Source organism: Mesorhizobium sp. M7A.F.Ca.CA.001.04.2.1, from assembly GCF_003998485.1.
Taxonomy (GTDB): Bacteria; Pseudomonadota; Alphaproteobacteria; order Rhizobiales; family Rhizobiaceae; genus Mesorhizobium; species Mesorhizobium ciceri.
The window spans coordinates 58,026-79,034 of sequence record NZ_RZQT01000004.1 but is presented as its reverse complement, the minus strand read 5'-3'; the positions used below and the strand labels follow the sequence as shown (position 1 = coordinate 79,034).

21 protein-coding genes are annotated in these 21,009 nt (G+C 61.9%); 19 read left to right on the top strand and 2 right to left on the bottom strand.

What is annotated here, in order from left to right; all coding sequences use genetic code 11:
- The first annotated feature begins 206 nt into the window (after positions 1 to 206).
- The 9 genes from EN955_RS02575 to EN955_RS02535 all read left to right on the top strand — a co-directional run bounded on the left by EN955_RS02575 (position 207) and on the right by EN955_RS02535 (position 9,430).
- On the top strand, positions 207 to 1,313 hold the full coding sequence (locus tag EN955_RS02575; protein WP_024502367.1) for an SDR family NAD(P)-dependent oxidoreductase: 1,107 nt from the start codon (positions 207 to 209) through the stop codon (positions 1,311 to 1,313).
- Positions 1,310 to 2,383, top strand: a complete 1,074-nt coding sequence (locus EN955_RS02570; RefSeq protein ID WP_024502366.1) for an NAD-dependent epimerase/dehydratase family protein — start codon at positions 1,310 to 1,312, stop codon at positions 2,381 to 2,383. The genes EN955_RS02575 and EN955_RS02570 overlap by 4 nt, the downstream gene beginning before the upstream one ends.
- The gene (locus EN955_RS02565) at positions 2,380 to 3,672 is read left to right on the top strand and encodes a TIGR04295 family B12-binding domain-containing radical SAM protein (protein WP_024502365.1); all 1,293 of its coding nucleotides are present in this window, start codon (positions 2,380 to 2,382) and stop codon (positions 3,670 to 3,672) included. Before EN955_RS02570 ends, EN955_RS02565 begins: the two co-directional genes overlap by 4 nt.
- Positions 3,657 to 4,757: a glycosyltransferase family 4 protein gene (locus tag EN955_RS02560; RefSeq protein WP_024502364.1), complete on the top strand. Its 1,101-nt coding sequence runs from the start codon at positions 3,657 to 3,659 to the stop codon at positions 4,755 to 4,757. The genes EN955_RS02565 and EN955_RS02560 overlap by 16 nt, the downstream gene beginning before the upstream one ends.
- A gap of 2 nt (positions 4,758 to 4,759) precedes the next feature.
- A complete protein-coding gene (locus EN955_RS02555) occupies positions 4,760 to 5,890 on the top strand; it encodes a glycosyltransferase (protein WP_024502363.1) in 1,131 nt (376 codons plus the stop codon).
- On the top strand, positions 5,887 to 6,981 hold the full coding sequence (locus EN955_RS02550; protein ID WP_013533197.1) for a glycosyltransferase: 1,095 nt from the start codon (positions 5,887 to 5,889) through the stop codon (positions 6,979 to 6,981). The genes EN955_RS02555 and EN955_RS02550 overlap by 4 nt, the downstream gene beginning before the upstream one ends.
- The gene (locus tag EN955_RS02545) at positions 6,978 to 8,081 is read left to right on the top strand and encodes a glycosyltransferase (protein WP_024502362.1); all 1,104 of its coding nucleotides are present in this window, start codon (positions 6,978 to 6,980) and stop codon (positions 8,079 to 8,081) included. The genes EN955_RS02550 and EN955_RS02545 overlap by 4 nt, the downstream gene beginning before the upstream one ends.
- 23 nt (positions 8,082 to 8,104) lie before the next feature.
- Positions 8,105 to 9,151 carry a UDP-glucuronic acid decarboxylase family protein gene (locus EN955_RS02540; RefSeq protein WP_024502361.1) on the top strand — a complete coding sequence of 349 codons (1,047 nt, stop codon included), beginning with the start codon at positions 8,105 to 8,107 and terminating at the stop codon, positions 9,149 to 9,151.
- Between the two features lie 93 nt (positions 9,152 to 9,244).
- Positions 9,245 to 9,430: a hypothetical protein gene (locus tag EN955_RS02535; protein WP_013533200.1), complete on the top strand. Its 186-nt coding sequence runs from the start codon at positions 9,245 to 9,247 to the stop codon at positions 9,428 to 9,430.
- Between the two features lie 9 nt (positions 9,431 to 9,439).
- Here the strand turns inward: EN955_RS02535 and EN955_RS02530 are convergent, their stop codons facing one another.
- Positions 9,440 to 11,182: a hypothetical protein gene (locus EN955_RS02530; RefSeq protein WP_024502360.1), complete on the bottom strand. Its 1,743-nt coding sequence runs from the start codon at positions 11,180 to 11,182 to the stop codon at positions 9,440 to 9,442.
- A 155-nt stretch (positions 11,183 to 11,337) separates the two neighbouring features.
- Here EN955_RS02530 and EN955_RS02525 point away from each other — a divergent pair, with 155 nt between their 5' ends.
- The 10 genes from EN955_RS02525 to EN955_RS02480 all read left to right on the top strand — a co-directional run bounded on the left by EN955_RS02525 (position 11,338) and on the right by EN955_RS02480 (position 20,180).
- A complete protein-coding gene (locus tag EN955_RS02525) occupies positions 11,338 to 12,441 on the top strand; it encodes a myo-inositol-1-phosphate synthase (RefSeq protein ID WP_013533202.1) in 1,104 nt (367 codons plus the stop codon).
- On the top strand, positions 12,438 to 13,034 hold the full coding sequence (locus EN955_RS02520) for a histidine phosphatase family protein (protein ID WP_024502359.1): 597 nt from the start codon (positions 12,438 to 12,440) through the stop codon (positions 13,032 to 13,034). The genes EN955_RS02525 and EN955_RS02520 overlap by 4 nt, the downstream gene beginning before the upstream one ends.
- Before the next feature lie 14 nt (positions 13,035 to 13,048).
- On the top strand, positions 13,049 to 14,149 hold the full coding sequence (locus EN955_RS02515) for a glycosyltransferase (RefSeq protein WP_024502358.1): 1,101 nt from the start codon (positions 13,049 to 13,051) through the stop codon (positions 14,147 to 14,149).
- Positions 14,149 to 14,952, top strand: a complete 804-nt coding sequence (locus EN955_RS02510) for a sugar phosphate nucleotidyltransferase (protein WP_024502357.1) — start codon at positions 14,149 to 14,151, stop codon at positions 14,950 to 14,952. Before EN955_RS02515 ends, EN955_RS02510 begins: the two co-directional genes overlap by 1 nt.
- Positions 14,953 to 14,954: 2 nt before the next feature.
- The gene (locus tag EN955_RS02505; RefSeq protein WP_013533206.1) at positions 14,955 to 15,716 is read left to right on the top strand and encodes a TIGR04290 family methyltransferase; all 762 of its coding nucleotides are present in this window, start codon (positions 14,955 to 14,957) and stop codon (positions 15,714 to 15,716) included.
- Positions 15,709 to 16,641 carry a beta-xylosidase gene (locus tag EN955_RS02500; protein ID WP_024502356.1) on the top strand — a complete coding sequence of 311 codons (933 nt, stop codon included), beginning with the start codon at positions 15,709 to 15,711 and terminating at the stop codon, positions 16,639 to 16,641. The genes EN955_RS02505 and EN955_RS02500 overlap by 8 nt, the downstream gene beginning before the upstream one ends.
- 25 nt (positions 16,642 to 16,666) lie before the next feature.
- Positions 16,667 to 17,797 carry a glycosyltransferase family 4 protein gene (locus EN955_RS02495; RefSeq protein WP_245477012.1) on the top strand — a complete coding sequence of 377 codons (1,131 nt, stop codon included), beginning with the start codon at positions 16,667 to 16,669 and terminating at the stop codon, positions 17,795 to 17,797.
- The gene (locus tag EN955_RS02490) at positions 17,794 to 18,780 is read left to right on the top strand and encodes a GNAT family N-acetyltransferase (protein WP_024502354.1); all 987 of its coding nucleotides are present in this window, start codon (positions 17,794 to 17,796) and stop codon (positions 18,778 to 18,780) included. The genes EN955_RS02495 and EN955_RS02490 overlap by 4 nt, the downstream gene beginning before the upstream one ends.
- Positions 18,781 to 18,783: 3 nt before the next feature.
- Entirely contained in the window at positions 18,784 to 19,698 is a 915-nt protein-coding gene (locus tag EN955_RS02485; RefSeq protein WP_032898868.1) for a class I SAM-dependent methyltransferase, read from the top strand.
- A 305-nt stretch (positions 19,699 to 20,003) separates the two neighbouring features.
- Entirely contained in the window at positions 20,004 to 20,180 is a 177-nt protein-coding gene (locus tag EN955_RS02480) for a hypothetical protein (RefSeq protein ID WP_081714227.1), read from the top strand.
- On the opposite strand, the gene EN955_RS02475 is transcribed toward EN955_RS02480, so the two are convergent.
- Positions 20,181 to 20,744 (bottom strand): sigma-70 family RNA polymerase sigma factor, encoded by a 564-nt coding sequence (locus EN955_RS02475; RefSeq protein WP_013533212.1) that lies wholly within the window; start codon positions 20,742 to 20,744, stop codon positions 20,181 to 20,183. It abuts the gene before it with no gap.
- Positions 20,745 to 21,009: the final 265 nt, after the last annotated feature.

The window sequence follows — 21,009 nt, the reverse complement described above, 5'->3', positions numbered from 1 at the left end:
GAAATCTCCTTTGATCGGCGTTGCCCCATGGGACACGCGGGCTGTCGGGCGCCCTAACAGCACAAGGGCGTCAATGTTCCAGCACCGCGCCGTGATCGCGATGCCGGCTCCCAACGAAGTCCGCCAAAGGAACTTTGTTGAAGCAAGGGAACAAACCTTTTGCCGAAAAGTTCGGGGCGCCGAGGTTACTTGTCTGAGGAGTCGTCGTGAAACGCATATTGGTTACAGGAGGCTGCGGCTTCATCGGCCGGCATGTCGCACAGGAACTCGTCGAGCAGGATTATTCGGTTCGCATCCTCGATGCGCTGCTGGAGCAGGTGCATGCAGGCGAAGCCGTCGCGCTTCCCGCCGGGACCGAACTGATCAAGGGTGATGTCCGAGACCGGGAGGCGGTCGCCAGTGCGCTGGAAGGTGTTGACGCGGTCATTCACCTGGCGGCGGAAGTCGGCGTCGGACAATCGATGTACGAGATCGCGCGCTATGTCGGCGCCAATGATCTCGGCACCGCAACGCTACTTGAAGCACTGATCAAGCACCCGGTCGAACGGATCGTCGTCGCCTCGTCGATGAGCGTCTATGGCGAAGGGCTCTATGCAACGCCAGACGGCCGGCGCATCGACAATGCCCGGCGCAAGGCGAGCGACATCAAAAGCGGGCAATGGAATCCGCTATCGCCAGAGGGAGCCCCCCTCTCGCCGCTGCCGACGGACGAAGAAAAGCCGGTCGATCTCGCCTCAATCTATGCGCTGACAAAATACGCACAAGAACGCGCTGTGCTGATCTTCGGCGAAGCCTATGGCATCGATGCTGTCGCGTTGCGCCTGTTCAATGTCTTCGGCGCCGGCCAGGCATTGTCGAACCCCTATACCGGCGTGCTGGCCAACTTCGCTTCGCGTCTCGCCAACGGCCAACGGCCAATGATCTTCGAGGATGGCGAACAGAAGCGCGATTTCGTCCATGTGCATGACGTCGCCCGCGCCTTTCGCCTTGCACTGCAGCAACGCCAGGCAAAGGGTCATGTCATCAACATCGGCAGCGGCCGAGCCTACGCGATCAGCGAAGTCGCACGATTGCTGGCCGAGGCCATGGGGACACCGAACCGCTCGCCCGAACTGCTCGGCAAAGCGCGCTCCGGCGATATCCGCAACTGCTTCGCCGATATTTCCAAGGCCCGTGAGCTGCTCGGTTTCGAGCCGGTGCGGCAACTGGAGAATTCGCTCGGCGATTTCGTTTCCTGGGTGCGTAACACGTCCGCCGTCGACCGCGGCGCCGACATGAAACGCGAGCTCGAAGAACGCGGGCTGGTGTCATGAACACACGCAATCGACGCGACGCGCCGGTCGCCATCGTCGGCGGCAGCGGCTTCATAGGATCGAACCTCGCCGACAGCCTGTTGTCGGATGGCGAACCGGTGCTGGTGATCGACAATCTCAGCCGTCCGGGCGTCCAGCAGAACCTTGAATGGCTGGCACAAAAACACGCCAGTCGCCTCACCGTGGAGACCATCGACGTGCGGGACGCCAACGCCTTGGCGCCGGCTCTGACGGGTTCAAAGGCAATTTTCCATCTGGCCGCGCAAACCGCCGTCACCACAAGCCTGGTCCAGCCGGGCGAGGATTTCGACATCAACCTTCGCGGAACATTCAACGTACTGGAGGCGGCGCGACTGAGCGGTGAGCGTATTCCTGTTGTCTTCGCCAGCACCAACAAGGTCTATGGCAGCCTGCCCGACGTCGCGGTCCGCGAGGACGGCGATCGCTATGTGCCTTGCGACAGCGTCATCCAAGCGAACGGCATCGATGAGGCTCGGGGCCTGGACTTCTGCACGCCCTACGGTTGCTCCAAAGGCGCGGCGGACCAGTATGTGCTCGACTACGCCAAATCCTACGGCATGCCGACGGCGGTGCTGCGGATGAGCTGCATCTATGGACCGCGCCAGTTCGGAACCGAGGACCAGGGCTGGGTCGCGCACTTCCTGCTCAGCGCGCTGACGGGACGCCCCATCACCATTTACGGTGACGGCAGGCAAGTGCGCGATATCCTGCATGTTTCCGATGCCGTCGCCGCCTACAGGGCCGTACTCGACCACATCGAGACGACCAAAGGCCAGGCATTCAATCTTGGCGGCGGCCCGGAAAATGCGCTCAGCCTGCGCACGCTGTTGAGCGAGATCCGTGGCCTGACCGGCCATGAGCTTTCAATCCGCCATGATGGCGAACGCACCGGCGACCAGCCCTTCTTCGTCGCCGACACCCGCAAGATCAAAACCGCGCTTGGCTGGATGGCCCAGGTTTCATGGCGCGAAGGCGTCCGCGACCTGGCCGACTGGCTGCAGCGCCACCGGCTCGAGCCTCACCCCGAAGCCGTGAGGTACGTCGCATGAAAATCGCTCTGGTAAACCCATTCTGGACCTACGATGACAGCATCTATTTCGGCTGCCGCCAACCACATCTGCCGCTGGAACTCGGCTATTCGAAGGCCCTGCTCGAAGCCGCCGGACATGAGGTGCTGATGCTGGATGGGCAGTTGCAGAAGCTCGACAATTCCGGTCTTTGCGAGCGGGTGGCCGATTTCGCCCCGGCAATGACTGTCGTCAGTACCGCGCCGACCTATCTGTTCTGGCGCTGCGCACCGCCGGAATTGCGCGTGCCGGCCGATTTCCTCAACCTTCTCGCCGGGCGCGGTGGACGCACGGTCGCCGTCGGGCCGCACGGCTCGGCCACGCCGGCGCCAACCTTGCGCAAGCTCGGCGTCGACATCGTCGTGCGCGGCGAATGCGAAGAAGTCGTCGAGCAACTTGCCCGGCGCGACGATTGGAGCGCAATGCCCTCAACCGCTTATCTGCGGGATGCCAGGGTGGTTTCGAACGGCGGCGTCCACGCCAGCTCGTTTGTCGATCATCCACCCCTCGAATGGCCTGCGGACTGGATCGCAGCCCATTCGCACCACCATCACAGGTTCGATGACAATCAGGTCGGGTTCGGCGCGGAAGTCGAGGCATCGCGCGGCTGTCCCTACAATTGCAGCTTCTGCGCCAAGATCGATTTCCGTGATGCCTATCGCCGTCGAAACCACGAAGCGGTGGTCGCGGAGATCGATCGGCTGATTGCCCAAGGTGTCGGCTACATCTACTTCATCGACGAAATCTTCCTGCCGCAAAAAGCGTTGCTGGAAGCCTTGGTCGATCGCAATGTGAAATTCGGCGTGCAGACCCGCATCGATCTGTGGAAGCCCGAGCTGCTGGAATTGCTGGGCGCCGCAGGCTGCGTCTCCATTGAAGCAGGGCTCGAAAGCCTGACGGTTGAAGGCCGGGCGATGCTGGCCAAGCGCTGCCGGCTGGGCACCGAGGAACTTGCCGCGCTGCTCGTCGATGCTAGACGTCACGTTCCATTCGTTCAAGCCAATCTGATCGGCGTGGTCGAGGATGATCCCGCCCTGGTCGAGCACTGGCGAACCCACCTGATCGACCACGGCGTATGGGCCAATGAACCTGTTCCGCTTTATCCGTATCCGAGTTCGCCCAGCTATCGCGAGCTTTGGGGCGAACCCGACGACCTTGCCTGGGAGCGCGCCCATGACCACTATCTCGCATCCTTCCAGAAATTCAGTGACATCCAGGAGAAGCGGCCCCGGCCGCTGGCGGAACTGGAGGCGACATGTTGCGGACACTGACGCCGCGCTCGTGGCGCATCCTGATGACCGTCGATGCCGTGGGCGGCGTATGGCGCTATGCGCTTGATCTGGCAAGGGAACTTGTGAACGGCGGCGACAGTGTGGTGCTTGCCGGGCTCGGTCCCCAGCCGACGAGGCAGCAGGCTGCGGAGGCAGAGGCTTTCACCACGCTGATCTGGTTGAACACGCCGCCGGATTGGATGACCCACAACGGCGGCGACCTGGATGCGCTACCGCGAGAATTGCTTGCGCCCATGCGCGACCACGCCATCGACCTAGTCCATTTCAACGCGCCGACGCAGGCGGCGGGATTCGATGCGCCGTGCCCAGCCGTGGCGGTCTCCCATTCCTGCGTGACGACATGGTTCCACGCCGTCAGGAAACAGGCAGTGGATGGCGCATGGGCCTGGCAGAAGGAGCGCAACAGGCGTGGCTTCAATCGGGCCGACGCAGTCATCGTGCCGAGCCGCAGCCACGCCGACATGCTTGAGACCTGCTACGGCCCGATCGCGCGTCTGAGTGTGGTGGGAAATAGTGCCAGTCCGGTGCCGAAGGCCGAAAAGCGCCAACCGCTCGTCTTCGCCGCTGCCCGCTGGTGGGACGAGGGGAAGAATGCGGCGGTGATCGACCAGGCCGCGTCGCTGACGCAATGGCCCGTCTTTGCCGCCGGTTCGATGCACGGTCCGAACGGCGGGCGTACCAGCTTCAGCTATGCTGTTCCTCTGGGAGCACTGCCGTCTCACGAGGTGCGCTCCTTGATGGCGCGCGCCGGCATTTTCGTGTCGCCGTCGATCTATGAGCCATTCGGTCTGGCCGCGCTGGAAGCTGCCATGTCGGCGACGCCCCTGGTGCTTTCCGACATCGCAACCTATCGCGAACTATGGGACGGGGCCGCGATGTTCTTTGACGCGCGCAATCCGCACGACCTCGCTGCCGGCCTCAATCGTCTTTCCAGCGATGCCGAACTCAGGCGAGAGCTCGGCCAGGCAGCGATGCGACGGAGCCGCCGGTTTACACTGGCCAGGCAAGCGGCAGCCATGCGAGGCGTCTACGACAAGGCGGCCCTGGCTATGGCGGGGCGTTGACCATGCGCTTTTTGTTCTACACCCACTCGGTCGTATCCGACTGGAACCACGGCAATGCCCATTTCCTGCGCGGTATCATGCGGGATCTGATCGCGCGCCAGCACCAGGCAGTCGCGCTGGAGCCGTCCGACGGCTGGAGCCGTTCGAACCTGTTGGCCGAGAAGGGATCCTTCGCCATCGAACGCTTCCGCAAGGATTTCCCAGAGTTGATGCCGGTGACCTACAATGCCGGGTTCGATCACGAGGCCTGGATCGCCGAGGCCGACGTTGTGATCGTTCATGAGTGGACGGATCCGGAGCTTGTCGCACGCATCGGCCGTGCCCGGGCCGCTGGCGGCAACTTCATCCTTCTGTTTCATGACACCCATCACCGGGCCGTATCGGCGACCGAGGCAATCTCGGCGCTACGGTTGGAGCACTATGACGGCGTCCTCGCCTTTGGCGAGACCTTGCGCGAGAGCTATCTGCGCGCCGGCTGGGGCAAGCGCGTCTTCACCTGGCATGAAGCCGCGGACGATCGCCTGTTCAAGCCGCACCCAGAGATCCATCCCATGTCCGATCTGGTCTGGATTGGAAACTGGGGCGACGATGAGCGGACTGCCGAACTCAAGGAATTTCTGATCGAGCCAGTACACGATCTCGGTCTCGAGGCCACAGTTCATGGCGTACGCTATCCCAAGCCCGCACTTGCGGACCTGGCCGCCGCCGGACTGCGCTATGATGGATGGATCGCCAATGCCGATGTGCCGAAGGCGTTCGCCGCGCATCGTGTCACCGTTCACATCCCACGGCGCCCCTATCGTGAGGGATTGCCTGGAATTCCGACGATCCGGATGTTCGAGGCGCTCGCCTGCGGCATTCCGCTGATTTCAGCACCCTGGTCCGATGTCGAGCAGTTGTTCAGGCCCGGCGTCGACTTCCTGTTTGCGGAGAACGGCTCTCAGATGCGGCAACACTTGCGGGCGGTATTGGCCGATGCGGATTTCGCGGCTTCCCTGGTGACTTCGGGCCTCGAGACCATTCGCTCCCGGCATACCTGCCAGCACCGCGTTGACGAGCTGTTCCGCGTGCTCACGGCATGCACGACCGAACATACCATCAACAACACCACCGCAAAGGAAGCCGCCGCATGAAGATGGCATTCTACGGATCGAGTCTTTTGTCGTCCTACTGGAACGGTGCCGCGACTTACTATCGCGGGTTGCTGAAGGCGCTTTCCCAATTGGGCTACGAAATCACCTTCTATGAACCCGACGTCTACGACCGGCAGAAGAATCGCGACATCGAGGCGCCCGACTGGTGCACTGTCGTCGTTTATGAAGCGACCCAGCACGCGCTGATGCAGGTCGCGGCACGTGCCGCCAGCGCCGACATCGTCGTCAAGGCGAGTGGCGTCGGTTTCGAGGACGAGGCGCTGCTGCGCGCCGTTCTCGACCACGCCCGCAGCGACGCGCTGGTGGTATTCTGGGACGTGGACGCTCCGGCAACCCTTGCCCAGTTGCGCGACGAACCGGACCATCCGCTCCATAGCGCCCTGCAAGAAATCGACCTTGTGCTGACCTATGGAGGCGGCGACCCCGTGGTATGGGCCTACCGTGCCATGGGGGCGAACGAATGCGTGCCGATCTACAATGCGCTCGATCCCCAAACGCATTATCCGGTCACCAGCAATGCGCGTTTCGCTTGCGATCTGGCGTTCCTTGGCAACAGGCTGCCGGATCGTGAGGCACGGGTCGAAGCGTTTTTCCTCGATCCCGCATGCCAGCTGCCGAAACAGCGTTTTCTGCTCGGTGGATCGGGCTGGGGGGACAAGCCGCTTCCCGCCAATGTCGGCTGGCTCGGTCACGTCGGCACCCGCGATCACAATGCCTTCAACGTCACACCCAAGGCGGTTCTGAACATCAGCCGCGACAGCATGGCCGTAAACGGTTTTTCACCGGCCACGCGTGTCTTCGAGGCGGCCGGCGCCGGCGCCTGCCTCATCACCGATGCGTGGCTGGGCGTGGAACTGTTCCTGAAGCCAGGCGAGGAGATCCTGGTGGCGCGCGACGGCGGCGATGTCGCCGAGATCATGTGCTCGCTGACCTCCAGTCGGGCAAAGGCAATCGGCCAGGCCGCACTTTGCCGCGTGCTGGCCGATCACACCTACGCGTTGCGGGCGGACGTGGCCGATGCAGTCTTCAAACGTCACTTCGAGCAGGGGACCGTGGAGGCAGCGGAATGACCAAGCAATTGGACATCGTCTTTCTTGGCCTGTCGCTGTCCTCGTCCTGGGGAAACGGCCACGCCACGACGTTTCGAGGCCTGCTGAAAGGTCTGCACGAACTCGGCCACCGCGTGACCTTTCTGGAGCGCGAGGTGCCGTGGTACGCAAACCACCGCGATCTGCGCGATCCGGATTTCTGCGCCTTGCGCTACTACGAAACCACTGCGGAGTTGCAACGCGACTACGCCCGGTGCCTGGAGCAGGCCGACATCGTCGTCATCGGCTCGTTTGTGCCGGAAGGGCGCGTGGTCATCGACATCGTCGCTTCGCTTTGCAAAGGGCGCTTCTGCTTTTACGACATCGACACGCCGGTGACCGTGGCGCAGCTTTCAGCCGACGATTGCGATTATCTGAGCTGGCGGCAGATTCCTTACTTCGACGTCTACTTCTCGTTCACCGGCGGGCCGATGCTTGGCCGTCTGGTGGAGGACTTCGGTGCGCGCCGCGCCGAACCGCTCTACTGCTCGGTCGACCCGGAACGGCACCACCGGACCGGCGATCCGATCCGCTGGGATCTCGGCTATCTCGGCACCTACAGTGCCGACCGGCAGGCAACGCTGAACGCGCTGCTGCTCGAGCCCGCACGGCATATGCGGGACCGGCGTTTCGTCGTGGCCGGTTCGCAATACCCATCCGACATCATCTGGCCGGACAATGTCGAACGTATCGAACATCTGCCGCCCGCCGATCATGCCGCGTTCTACAACCGTCAGCGCTACACGCTGAACGTCACACGCAGTTCAATGATCGCCGCGGGATGGTCGCCCAGTGTGCGCCTGTTCGAAGCGGCTGCTTGCGGCACGCCCATCATCAGCGATCGCTGGCCAGGGCTCGACAGCTTCTTTCCCGCTTCCGCGATCCACACCGCCGGGGAAACGGACGATGTCGTCGAGATCCTTTTCGGCGAGTCCGAGCGCACACGCCTCGCCATGGCCCGCCGGGCCCGCGAACGCGTCCTCGCATCCCACACCGGTGCGGCCAGGGCCCGCGAATTCGTGGCGGCGTTGACACAGCCAAGGGCGGCGGCCCTCGATTTCGACATCGGAAGCGCAGCATGACCAGCAGACAGGAGAAAACGGCGATGCGACAAACACGAAACGCGCGAAGGGCAAAGGCAGTGCTTGTTGCCGGCGGTGCGGGATTCCTCGGTTCGCATCTTTGCGAAGCATTGCTCCGCAACGGCTGGCGCGTGATCTGCGCCGACAATTTTCTGACTGGGCGCATGGAGAACATCATCTCGATCATGGACCATCCGGGTTTCCGGTTGATCGAGCAGGATATCTGCCGGCCATTGGATCTCGGCGAGCCCGTGGAGCGTATCTTCAACCTGGCATGCGCTGCCTCGCCGCCGCGTTACCAGGCCGACCCTATCCACACCACGCGAACCTGCGTGATTGGAACGCTCAACCTGCTCGAACTCGCTGTCCGATATGACGCGCGGCTGCTACAGGCCTCGACGAGCGAAGTGTATGGCGATCCGGAACAGCATCCCCAGAGGGAGGATTATGTCGGCCACGTGAACTGCACCGGTCCGCGCGCCTGCTACGACGAGGGCAAACGCACCGCCGAAACGCTTTGCTTCGACTATCTGAGAGCCGGCAAAGCCGACGTGCGCGTCGCGCGCATCTTCAACACCTACGGTCCGAGAATGGATCCGGCGGACGGCCGCATCGTCTCGAACCTGATCATGCAGGCGCTCGAGAAACGTCCCCTGACGATCTTCGGCGACGGCTTGCAGACGCGATCCTTCTGCTATGTCTCCGATCAGATCGATGGATTGAGGCGCCTGATGGATATCGATCCCAATCCAGGCAAGCCGGTCAATCTGGGCAATCCCGGAGAATTCACCATCGTGCGACTGGCTGCGTTGGTGAAGGCGATGACGGGTACCAAATCGGATCTGAGATTTCTACCGCTGCCGCAAGACGATCCTCGGCGCAGGCAGCCCGATATTTCGCGTGCAAAAGCGCTGCTCGGCTGGACGCCGAAGGTGCCCCTCAACGAAGGGCTCAAGCTGACGATCGATTATTTCGCAGCTCTCGAAGGCAGCCGCATCGGCGATCAGATGACGGGCTTTGCCAAAAGAGCGAGGCCCGCACCCGGAGGGCTGCAGAACCTTCCGGCGTGATGCGAGATGGTACCGAACCTTTCCCGAGATCGTGCGGAACATCCGCCCAGGCTTGTGGTTTGGCAGGAGGACCCGATACGGAGGATCACCCTCATGCAACCCAAGCGCCCCTCGAGGGATATCGACCAGATGGCCGAACGCGAGACCGCTGCCTATCTGCGGCGCGCCTCGATTACCTATCTCGAGTGCTGCGTCAGCCTGATGATGACGCATCTGCAGCGCGAGGAAGTGGCCACTATTCTCGAGCAGGAAGCAGACATGCTGCGAAGGCTGGACTGATCGGAACGATCATATCCGGCATTCGTCCAGGAACCGTATCAGCGGCATCCTATATCGGTCTGCCATCTCGGCCAGTCTTGTTTTTTCCCCGCCGTTTTCGGATTGCGCAGCCGTGCTCCAGAGCCCGAGTTGGAATGCCAAATAGCATGGTTCGAAAAAGCCGATGTGGTCACGGTCGATGGCAAGTTCCATTCCCTCGACCAAGGTCCTCACATCGCTGTCGGACAGTCCATACTCGACGCGGGCGCCGGCAATGTCCCACTCAATCGGTTGGCAGCCGATCAAATCATGTGCCCGGCAGTGGTCAACAGCATCTGTCTTGAGCACCGTGCCATCTGCACGAACGAGAAACTCCCACGGTTGAAGCTTTCCGTCGATTTCAACGCGCTGCAGCACATGCGCGGAGGTCGGTTTCGAGAGCCAACCGCGCAACGTCGCTGCGCGTTTCTCGCCCAAGGCTTCCGAGGCATTGGAAACAGCCATCTCCGCGAGCGCAAGCAATGATGCACCCGGTTCGCAAGTTCGAAGATTGAGCGCACGCCAGGTCAGGTAGTTTGTGAGCTCCGCGATCAGTTTTTCCCTGGGCAGCGGCGCCTGATCCATCGTGCTGCCATCAATCCACCGTTCAACCAGAAAGCCATGGCAAAGCGCGACAACTTGCGATCCGAACCCGGCTTCGTGCAACATCGCCGCGGCTCGTTTCTTGCGCAGTCCGGTTTCGCCGAGGCCGGCGAATTTGACGAGCCAGCGGTCACGCCCTGCGGACGCCAGGAATTTACGCCGCTCGGTACCGCGTGGGCTCGGCGGCCAGCGTCCTTCGTCGGCATAGTGGGCGGCCCGCCACTCGCCACCAGATAGTTCGGTCAGGTTTAATTCCGGCCTGCCGACCGCCTCGGCCACCCAATCGCGCAGCGTGGGAATTTTCGAGCTTTCGGAGAAGGTGGATTCAAACGCCGTCGCCACATGTTTCGGACAGCGCGACCACGTTTCCCGAGCCTCCGGCGACGCTTCGCTGCCCGGGCCGCCTGAATGGCTGGGAAACAGGTGAATGCGGTCCGTATCGACATCCAGTTCACGCAGCCAAACGACAACGGCATGCATCGAACTGCCGGACAGGCCGGGACCCTCGTCGACAACGGCGAAACGCGCCGATGGATTGTTCTTCCAGGCGGTGATCGACCGCGGATCGGCGTTGATGTGCCTGTGGAAGGGATGGCCGATCGGACGAACGCTGAATGGCGCCGGCGCGCCAATCGAGGCCGCCACCATAGCTGCGAGCCCAAGGCCAATGCTGCGGACACCGATAACGCATGTGTTCGCATCGAGCCCCGACTTCTGCGCCGCGTCCAAATAGCTTTCGGGATAAAGCGCATAATGCGCATAACCCTCGGCGGAGCCGGTCAGAACCTCGGCCTGACAGTCGAGCCCGGCCAGCAGCTTGAGAAGTCCCGGATCGATGCCACCGCCAACGTTGAAACCGCTTCGCCACGACTTCGCTACCTCTGCCGCAAGTCCGACCAGCAGCCTGGCGCCTTGCTGTTGCCGTGGCGAAAAAATGTCGATGCCGCCGGTTCCGAAATCGACGTCGGCAAGCGCCTGAACCAGCTCCGACACGCTGATGAACAGTCCGACCAATGCAGCATGGCGTCGGATGCCATGAGACATCCGATCAAGTCTTATGGCCATTTCGCCTGCTGCTTCGCGAAGCTGTTGTGCGTCCTGCGTCCGCTTGTGGTCGCCGTAGACGATCATCGATCGGTTTCCAATGCTTGCCGTGCGGGAACGCATCGGATGCGGCTTCGATCCATGCTGTCTCGCGCAATTTTTCGATGGGCGGAGGAACATTCCGGCAAGCTGATGGTTCGGCGCCAGGAACTTACCTTTGAACAACATAGGGTGGCGGTTTCGTGGGATCGAAAAAGGTTCGTGTTGGTATCGTTGGGGTCGGCAATTGCGCATCCTCCCTGGTGCAGGGCCTCTCGTTCTATCGTCACGCTAAAAGCAACGAACCAATCCCTGGGCTGATGCATGCCGACCTCGGCGGTTACCATGTCGACGACATCGAGATTGTCTGCGCATTCGATGTCGCCAAGAGCAAGGTTGGCCTCGACGTCGCGGAAGCGATCTACGCCGCCCCCAACAACACGTTCCGCTTTGCCGACGCCATGACAACCGGCGTTCGCGTCGAGCGCGGACCGACGCTGGACGGGATCGGCAAATATTTGCGCGACGAGATTGAAGAAGCTCCCGAGCCGGTTGCCAATGTCACCGAGATCCTGCGTGACAGCAGCGCTGACGTGCTGGTTTCCTACCTGCCGGTGGGTTCCGAGGAGGCGACCTGCTTCTATGCCGAATGCGCACTCGAGGCCGGCTGCGCCTTCGTCAATTGCATACCGGTCTTTATCGCCTCACGTCCGGAATGGCGACGGCGCTTTGAGCAGCGCGGGCTGCCGCTGGTCGGCGACGACATCAAGAGCCAGGTCGGCGCGACCATCGTGCATCGGTTGCTAGCCAATCTCTTCCGTGAACGCGGCGTACGCATCGACCGCACCTATCAACTGAATTTCGGCGGCAACACCGATTTTCTCAACATGCTGGAACGCGAGCGGCTGGAATCGAAGAAAATCTCCAAGACACAGTCCGTGGCCAGCCAGTTCGATGTTCCCCTGGAGCCGGGCAACATCCATGTCGGCCCGAGCGACCATGTGCCTTGGCTCACCGATCGCAAGTGGGCCTATATAAGGGTCGAAGGCACGACCTTCGGCGGCGTGCCGCTCAATGCCGAGCTCAAGCTGGAGGTCTGGGATTCGCCCAACTCGGCCGGCGTGGTGATCGATGCGGTACGCTGCGCCAAGCTGGCGCTCGATCGCGGCATAGCCGGCGCGCTGACCGGTCCCTGCAGTTATTTCATGAAGTCGCCTCCCGAACAGTTCACCGACGCCGAAGCGCGGCAGCGCACGCTCGCTTTTATCGCAGGCAAGGACGAGCCTTTGCTCGATGCCGCAGAATGACGACGACCTTCTTTCTGATCCGCCATGCGGCACACGAAAATGTCGGCTCCTATCTGGCAGGCCGTATGGACGGCGTTTGCCTCGGCGATGCCGGTAAGGCGCAGGCAACGCAGCTTGGCTGCCGCATGGCCCGGGAGCCCATCGTCGCGATCTTGTGCAGCCCGCGCGAGCGTACCCGAGAGACGGCGCTGCCAGTTGCGCTCGCCTGCGGTGTCGGAGAAATCGCGATCTGCGCCGAACTTGACGAGATCGACTTCGGCGACTGGTCGGGAAAGACTTTCGATGAACTGAATGGCGACGCCAGCTGGCGAGCCTGGAATGATCAGCGGCAAGTGGCAAGGACACCGAGTGGCGAGACCATGCACGATGTCCAGCAGCGCGTCGTCGCGGTGATGAATGCTGTCCACGAGAAGCATCAGAATCAGTGTGTCGCCCTCGTCAGCCACGCCGATGTGATCAAGGCCGCCGTCTGCAAGGTCCTTGGCTTGCCGGCCGGCGACTGCTTTCGCTTCGACATCGATCCCGCTTCGATCACGACGATCGTGTCGGGGGACTGGGGGGCGAAGCTGATCCGATTGAACGAAGTTGCCTGACGAGGATTTGCCGGATGCAGATGGTCATTTTCGGTCTTACCGTCACGTCTTCATGGGGCAACGGCCATGCCACCTTATGGAGGGGACTGATCCGAGCCCTCGCCCGGCGCGGCTGGTCAGTTACCTTCTTCGAACGCGACACGCCCTACTATGCCGGAGCGCGCGATCTTGATCGCCTGAACGGCGGCAACGTCGTGCTCTACCCGGACTGGGAGGACATCCGCCGGGTCGCGGAGCAAACAGTCAAACAATCGGATGTCGTTATCGTCACCTCTTATTGTCCCGACGCCGTGGACGCCTCGCGGCTGGCGCAGCAGGCAGGCCGCGGACTGCGTGTGTTCTACGATCTGGACACTCCGGTCACGCTTGCCCGCATCGAACAAGGTGAGCGTCCACCCTATTTCGGCCCTGAGGGTCTTGCCGATTTCGACCTCGTCCTGAGTTACACCGGCGGCTCGGCGGTCGACGCGCTGAAGACGGTTCTGGGTGCGCGCCATGTGGTGCCGCTCTATGGGCACGTCGATCCCGACCAACACCGGCCGGCAGAGAAGCGGGCCGAATTCGCCGGTGATCTGTCCTATCTCGGGACCTACGCGGCGGATCGCCAGGCCGGCGTCGAAAAGCTGCTGGTCCGCACCGCCGCGCGTCTACCGGATCAGCGCTTCATCATCGGCGGCGCACAGTATCCGCAGGAATTCCCGTGGGGCGACAACATCTTCTTCGTCAGGCATCTGCCACCGGCCGATCATCCGGCGTTTTTCTCATCCTCCCGACTGACGCTGAATGTCACCCGCGAGGCGATGGTGCAAAAAGGCTGGTGTCCTTCGGGCCGGTTGTTCGAAGCGGCGGCATGCGGGGTGCCGATCATAACCGACACCTGGCCTGGCCTGAGCAGCTTCTTCGAACCCGGCAGCGAGATCCTGCTGGCCCACGACACCGATGACGTGGTCGCGGCGCTCGCCTTGCCGGCAGATGAACTCGATGCCATCAGAACCCGTGCGCGCGAACGGGTTCTGGACGAACACACTTCTGCCCGGCGCGCGGCGGAGCTGGACCACATTCTAAACGACGCCTTTCAAAGATCTCCCCGCGAACCGATGATGGAAGCAGTCTGATGTTGGGCATCGTGCCCGCTGCCGGGCGCGGCAGCCGCATTCAACCGCTCGGCTTCTCGAAAGAGCTGCTGCCGGTAGGCAGTCGGATCGATGGACAGACGGAGCGTCCCTGCGCGGTGAGCGAGTACCTGGTGCGGCGGATGGTGCGCGCCGGCGTCGACAAGATCTGTTTCATCATCGGATCGGGCAAATCCGACATTCTCGAATATTACGCCGCCGGCTATGGTGACGCTGCCGCTCTGTTCGTGGTGCAGCCCAACCCTGTTGGACTTTGCGATGCGATTTTTCGGGCAGCGCCTCTCGTCGCGCCCGACGAGACGGTTTTGATTGGTTTGCCCGATACGATCTGGTTCCCCGAGGACGGCTTCTCCTGCCTGCCGGATAGTTCCCTATCGTTTCTGCTCTTCCCGGTGGACCGCCCGGAATTTTTCGATGCCGTGGTTCTCGACGAGGGAGATCGGGTGAAGGAAATTCAGGTCAAGCGGCAAGACGCTGCCACGAACTGGATCTGGGGGGCGTTCAAGATGCCGGGCCGGATCTTGCACCAACTCGCTGCACTCTGGCGTGAACGGGACCGGCGTGACGAATATATCGGCACCCTGATCAATGCCTATCTGGCTGCCGGCGGTGAAGCCTACGGTGTCAGGGCCGGAGTCTCCTACGTCGATGTCGGCACCTTCAACGGCTATCGCACGGCTCTTCGGCTGCTCGAAGAGGGCGTCGCATCCGAACAACGCCAAACCGCCATGCTTGTGGGTGGAGCACACCCGCATGTGCCTGTCGTTCCCGGCGAAGGAGCCTGACCATGCTGCATTCCCATGCCGAAATCCGCCGCCGTATCGATGCTCTCGGCCCATGGTTCCACAACATGGAACTGGCCGGTGTCGAAACCGCTCCCAACCATTTTCTCGGCAATTACCCGCTGATCAAATGGCGCAAATTCGCCGAGGCCATTCCCGCGGATCTGACAGGCAAGACGGTGTTGGATATCGGCTGCAATGCCGGCTTCTATTCCATCGAGATGAAACGGCGAGGTGCTGCCCGTGTCCTCGGCATTGATTTCGATGAGGCTTATCTGGCGCAGGCCCGCTTTGCCGCCGAGATCGCCAATTGCGAGATCGAATTCCAGAAACTGTCGGTCTACGACGTCGGCGCCCTGCGCGAAACATTCGATATCGTGCTGTTCATGGGGGTGCTTTATCACTTGCGCCACCCGTTGCTTGCGCTCGACCTTATCCGTGAGCATGTCGCCGGTGATCTGATGATCTTCCAGTCCATGCAGCGCGGCAGCACCGATCTTCCCGAGATGGAAGAGAACTATCATTTCTGGACGCATGACCTGTTCGACCGGCCGGAATTTCCCAAGCTCCATTTCATCGAGCACCGCTATGCCGACGACCCGACCAACTGGTGGATACCCAATCGAGCCTGCACCGAAGCGATGCTGCGCAGCGCCGGTTTCGAGATCGTTCTGCACCCTGAGCAGGAGGTCTATTTCTGCCGGGCCGCAGGCGACCCGGCCAGTGGCGGTCCCGTCTACCCCTCGAAAGGACAGCGCCATGATTGAAGCCGCGATGATCTGGAACGAGCCCAACAACAAATCGCATTGGGATCCCGAGCTCGACCCCGACTGGAGCCGCTTCGCCAGGATGGCAATCCTGGCGGCGGACGCAATCGCATCTGAAAACCCGGCTTTGACCAAAGTGCTCGGTGGCATCTCGCCGATAGACCCGGGATTCATCACTCGCATGAAGGAATTCGGCGTGCTGGATCATGTCGACGCCGTCGCCGTGCACGGCTTTCCGCTCGACTGGAACCTGTGGCAAATCCAGGAATGGCCGCAGAAGATCGGCGAGATCGCGACCGTCACCGACCTTCCCATCTGGGTCAGCGAAGTCGGCGTATCGACCTTCGGCGCCGAGGAAATCCAGGTCTGGGGGCTCAAGCGAACAGCTGAATTGCTGCTCGGCAATGCACCACGCGTCCAGTGGTACAGCCTCTACGATCTTCCGCGTGAATGGGAAGCAACGACGCGTCACCGCGAAGCCGAAGGCTCCTCTTATTACCGTCATTTCCATATGGGGCTGCTGCGCCAGGACGGCACGCCAAAGCCCGCGCTGGAGGAATTCCTGCGCTATACACCCGCAATGGGACTGGTGCAGTGGTTTCATTTCGAAGATCCGCGGCTGGACGACGCTGTCGCCTGGATGAAGCGGCTGGGTGTCACCAATATGCGTACCGGGCTTTCCTGGGCGGACAGTTTTCGGCCGAATGCGCTGGACTGGTTTGACCGGCAGATGGAAGCACTCGCCGATTTCGACGTGACGGTCACCTTCTGCTTCACACCTCAGCATCGCGGAATGATGCCCCACCACACCAGCCCGCCACTGGTGCCGGAGGAGTTCGCGGATTTCTGCTCAACCATGATCCGCCGCTATGCGCCTGGCATGACATCCGCCTCGCTCCCCACGCGGCGGGCCTCGGCCGCGTGAAATCGTCATGCTGCCCATGCATCAGATGCCGGACTTCGCGACACCACTGACAGGTGGGGATGCGGCGCAGGGCACCGGGACGCAACCGGCCGCGACACTCGCCGTCCTCAATGTCGCCTACCCTCTCGCGCCCGTCGGACCCGACGCTGTCGGCGGTGCCGAACAGGTTCTGTCGATGCTCGATCGGGCATTGGTTCACGCCGGCCATCGATCTATCGTCATTGCTTGCCGTGGCTCCAGCACGAGCGGCACGCTTGTGGAAATACCGGCCGAAAACGGCATGCTCGACGAGGCGGCGAAGCGCCGCGCGCAAGAGGCCCATCGCAAAGCGATCGCCACTGCCCGCGCCCGATGGCCCATCGATGTGGTTCATCTGCACGGCATCGATTTCGACGCTTATCTGCCTGACGATGGTCCGACCTTGGTGACCCTCCACCTGCCGTTGGATTGGTATCCGGCCGCGGCATTGCGCCCGACGCGTGGCGACCTCTGGCTTCATGCGGTCTCGCCCAGCCAGCAGAAAACCGCGCCGTCAGGCGCCAGGCTGACGGCGCCGATTCCGAACGGCGTCGACATCCAAGCACTGAACCTGCCGCAACCGAAGCGCGACTTTGCCCTGGTTCTGAGCCGGATTTGCCCGGAGAAGGGCATTCACCTGGCGCTCGATGCAGCCAAACTGGCAGGCGTTCCGCTCGTCGTCGGCGGTAAGGTCTATCCCTACGAAACGCATACGCGGTACTTTCGCGACGAGGTCCAATCTCGCCTCGATGGCCGCCGCCGCTTCCTTGGTCCGCTCGGCTTCACCGCCAAGCGACGCTTTCTCAACGCAGCGCGCTGTCTGGTCATTCCGAGCCTCGCAGCCGAGACCAGCTCGCTTGTGGCCATGGAGGCCCTCGCCTGCGGGACCCCGGTAGTCGCCTTTCCAAATGGTGCGCTTCCCGACGTCATAGAGCACGGCAGAACGGGCTTTCTCGTCGACACGGTCGACGAGATGGCCCAAGCCATTCTTGCGGCGCCCAGCTTGGATGCCGAGACATGCAGGGCGGAGGCGCGACGGCGATTTTCGCTGGAACGGATGATCTCGTCTTACATGGATGCCTATCAGGCGCTGGCACAGCTTGGCACTGGTCGCCGGCGCTTGGCTGCGACGCCGTGAGCAAAGCGGTGCTGCGCTGCGAAATCATCGGTGACCCCGCGCAGTTCGACGCCTTGACGCCGCACTGGTGGAAACTGTGGCAGCAGAGTCCCTCGGCGACGCCGTTTCAATCTCCCGCCTGGCTGGTGCCATGGTGGCACGCATTCGCACCCGGTGAACTGGCGACAGTCGCGGTCTGGCGCGGCGGGGATCTGGTCGGGCTGGCGCCGTGTTACCTGGAGCATGGGACGGCTGGTTCGAAGCTGCTTCCGGTCGGCATTTCGCTCAGCGATTATCTGGACATCCTGGCTGTCCCTGGGATCGAAGCCGAGGTTGTCGGCGTTATCGCCGAGTCGATCTTCTCGATCGGGTGGGCGCAGTGGATCTTGTCGGACTTGCCGCAGGACAGCGTCGCCCTTGCGATGAAGCATCCCGAGATGGATCGGCCGACCGCCCATGCCGCCTGCCCCGTGCTCGCCATCGCCGGCGACGAAACGCTGGCAGGCTGCGTCCCCGCAAGACGCAGACGCCAGTTGCGTCGGGCGCGCCAGGCCGCATCAAGATGCGGCCGGATTGCGCTGTCATCGGCAAGCGGCAGTCCGCAAACCTTCCTCGATCAATTGATCCGCCTGCACAATGTGCGATGGGCCGAACACGGAGGGGGGGTGTTGGCCAACCCCGCCGTCGAGCAATTCCATCGGCTCTCGCTTCCCTTGCTCGATGCTCATGGTCTGGTGCGATGCTGGCTGCTCGCGATCGATGACAGGACCATCGGTGCCTATTACGGATTTTACCACCGCGGCCGTGCCTACGCTTATCTGGGTGGGTTCGACCCTGCTTATGCCGAGGAGAGCCCGGGCGCGATCCTGATTGGCCATGCAATCGTGGAGTCGATCCGCGAAGATGCGCGCGAGTTCGATTTCCTGCGCGGCCAGGAGGCCTACAAATATGGCTGGGGCGCCGCCGACAGGTGGACGATGCGCAGGGTCTGGACGCGGAGTTGACCCATGAGTGTAACCGCACCGAAAGGCGCCCAGCGCCGGACATCGGTCAGGCTGGCGGTTGAAGACTGCATGGCCGACGGTATTTGCGCCGAAGGTGTTCTCGTCAGGCTGGCGCTCCACCTGCCGCCCACAATTGGGGCAGCGGAATTGGCGGAGGTCGTGCTGAAAGTCCGTCCGGCGGATACCGGCGACGCGGCAAGATTGCGGAAGGTCGCCGGACTGCTGCGCTGCAAACCAGACGTCTTTGCCATGTTGCGAGCGACGGGCGGCGCCGTTCGCCATGAGCGCAATGAGGACGAAACGAATGCCGCTGTCGTCATGCGGCTGGCCTCCAGCTTCGATGCCGCGGCAGCGATTTCGGGAGCCGCGAGTGTCCAACTGGCATCCTTCGGCGATGAGGAAAGGCTCACAGCCACGACCAACGAAATCGTCGCATGGCTGGAAGCGCGAGAATTCACCGGAAGGGAACGGAGCATTCTCGACATCGGTTGCGGCATCGGCCGTTTCGAGCGTGCGCTGTGCAAATCCTTCAAGCGGATGGTCGGTATCGATATATCGTCGCGAATGATCTCCATCGCCTCAGAGCAATGCGCCGCACTCGGCAATGTCGAGTTACGACAAACCTCCGGTCTCGATCTGGCCGATTTCGACGATGCCAGTTTCGATTGCGTGCTGGCGGTCGACAGCTTTCCCTATCTGGTTCTGGCCGGCATGGCAGAGCGGCATTTCGAAGAAATTGCCCGCGTTCTGAAACGGCCGGGCTGGCTCGCCTTGCTGAACTATTCCTATCGCGGATCGCTTTTCTCAGACCGCGACGATATCGGCCGTCTGGCGCAAGCTCATCAATTGCGGGTCCTCATCGACGGTGAGAAGCCGTTTCGATCATGGGATGGCAACGCTTTTTTGCTCGCTCGGTGAGACGGAACATTACAGCACGATGCCAGTTCGGACGTCGAGCAAAGGGCACCAACGAGTGTCCTCGATTCGAAGGAGGAGCGCGGGCTGGACGGCAATCGGATCAAGTCCGAAGGATTACGCCGCTAATCGATTGCCGAAGGACTGAACGCCAGCGCGCGGGCCTGTGGTCCGCGGGGCGACGAAGGAGCAAGGAAATAAACCTGTGCAAGGGTCCGCCGGTCAGCTTCTCGGCGGTGGACACAGGCTTGTAATGCCGGGCGCTTATCACCACACTACGATCAAGGGACCGCTATCAAGAGAATGTGATGTCTCGTTCGAGCGACGATACCGCGGATCCGCATGTCGAGATGGCGGTGGATCGGGAGATTGCCTCCCTGCTGGCAGCCATAGAGCAGGAAAAGATTCCGGACCGCCTCACCAAGCTGGCGATCGAATTGCAGAACGCGCTCGTCGAGAAGCGTCGGCGCGACGTGAACAACTGACTATCTGCGGCTGTCGACCTCGACGTCGAGCTGACCGTCCGACAGCTGGTTTCTCCTCTCCATCAATGTCTCCAGCGAACTCTCCCCTAGGAGTTCAAGGATGTTGGCGCGCGCACGGTTCAGGCGGCTTTTGACCGTCCCGACCGCGCAACCGCATATATCGGCGGTTTCCTCGTAGCTCACTCCCAAAACGCCGATCAGCATCAGCACCTCGCGTTGGTGTTCAGGCAGTCTTTGAATGGCGCCGTGAACTTCCCTGCTCTGAACAGTCCATTCCTGGGTGGCTTCCGAAATTGGTCTCGAAGAGGCGCAGTCGAGCAGGCCTGGCGCCTCCCGGGCAGCGATCTTGACCCGGGTATAATAGGTGTTGCGCATGATGGTGAAGAGCCACGACTTCATTCGCGTACCGGGTTCGAACTTGTCGATGTTGGCGAGACCCTTGGTCAGTGTCTCCTGCACGAGATCGTCAGCATCGTCGGGGACGCGGCAGAAGGTGCGCGCGAATGCCCGCAGGGCGGGTATCAGGTCAACGATGGAAACTTCATTGGTTTCCTGGTCGGCCAAAAGGCAGCCTCCGGATGACAATGGTCCAGCTCCCAGCAGAAAGAGTGTGTGAACGCAGCCTCAGCTAAATGCATGGAAGTTTGGTTCGTTCCTCTTGCTGGAGACAACTCTTCATAATTCTTCGCGGGCGGAGATGTCTGTCATGCGATCGGCGCATACCATCGCCGCAGCAGCGACGCCTCCTTCGACAGTGGTATCTAACAGCGTCCGCTTTTTTACGGGAACAAAGCCGTTCACCGGCAGTTTGATGGCTTGCCACTTCAAC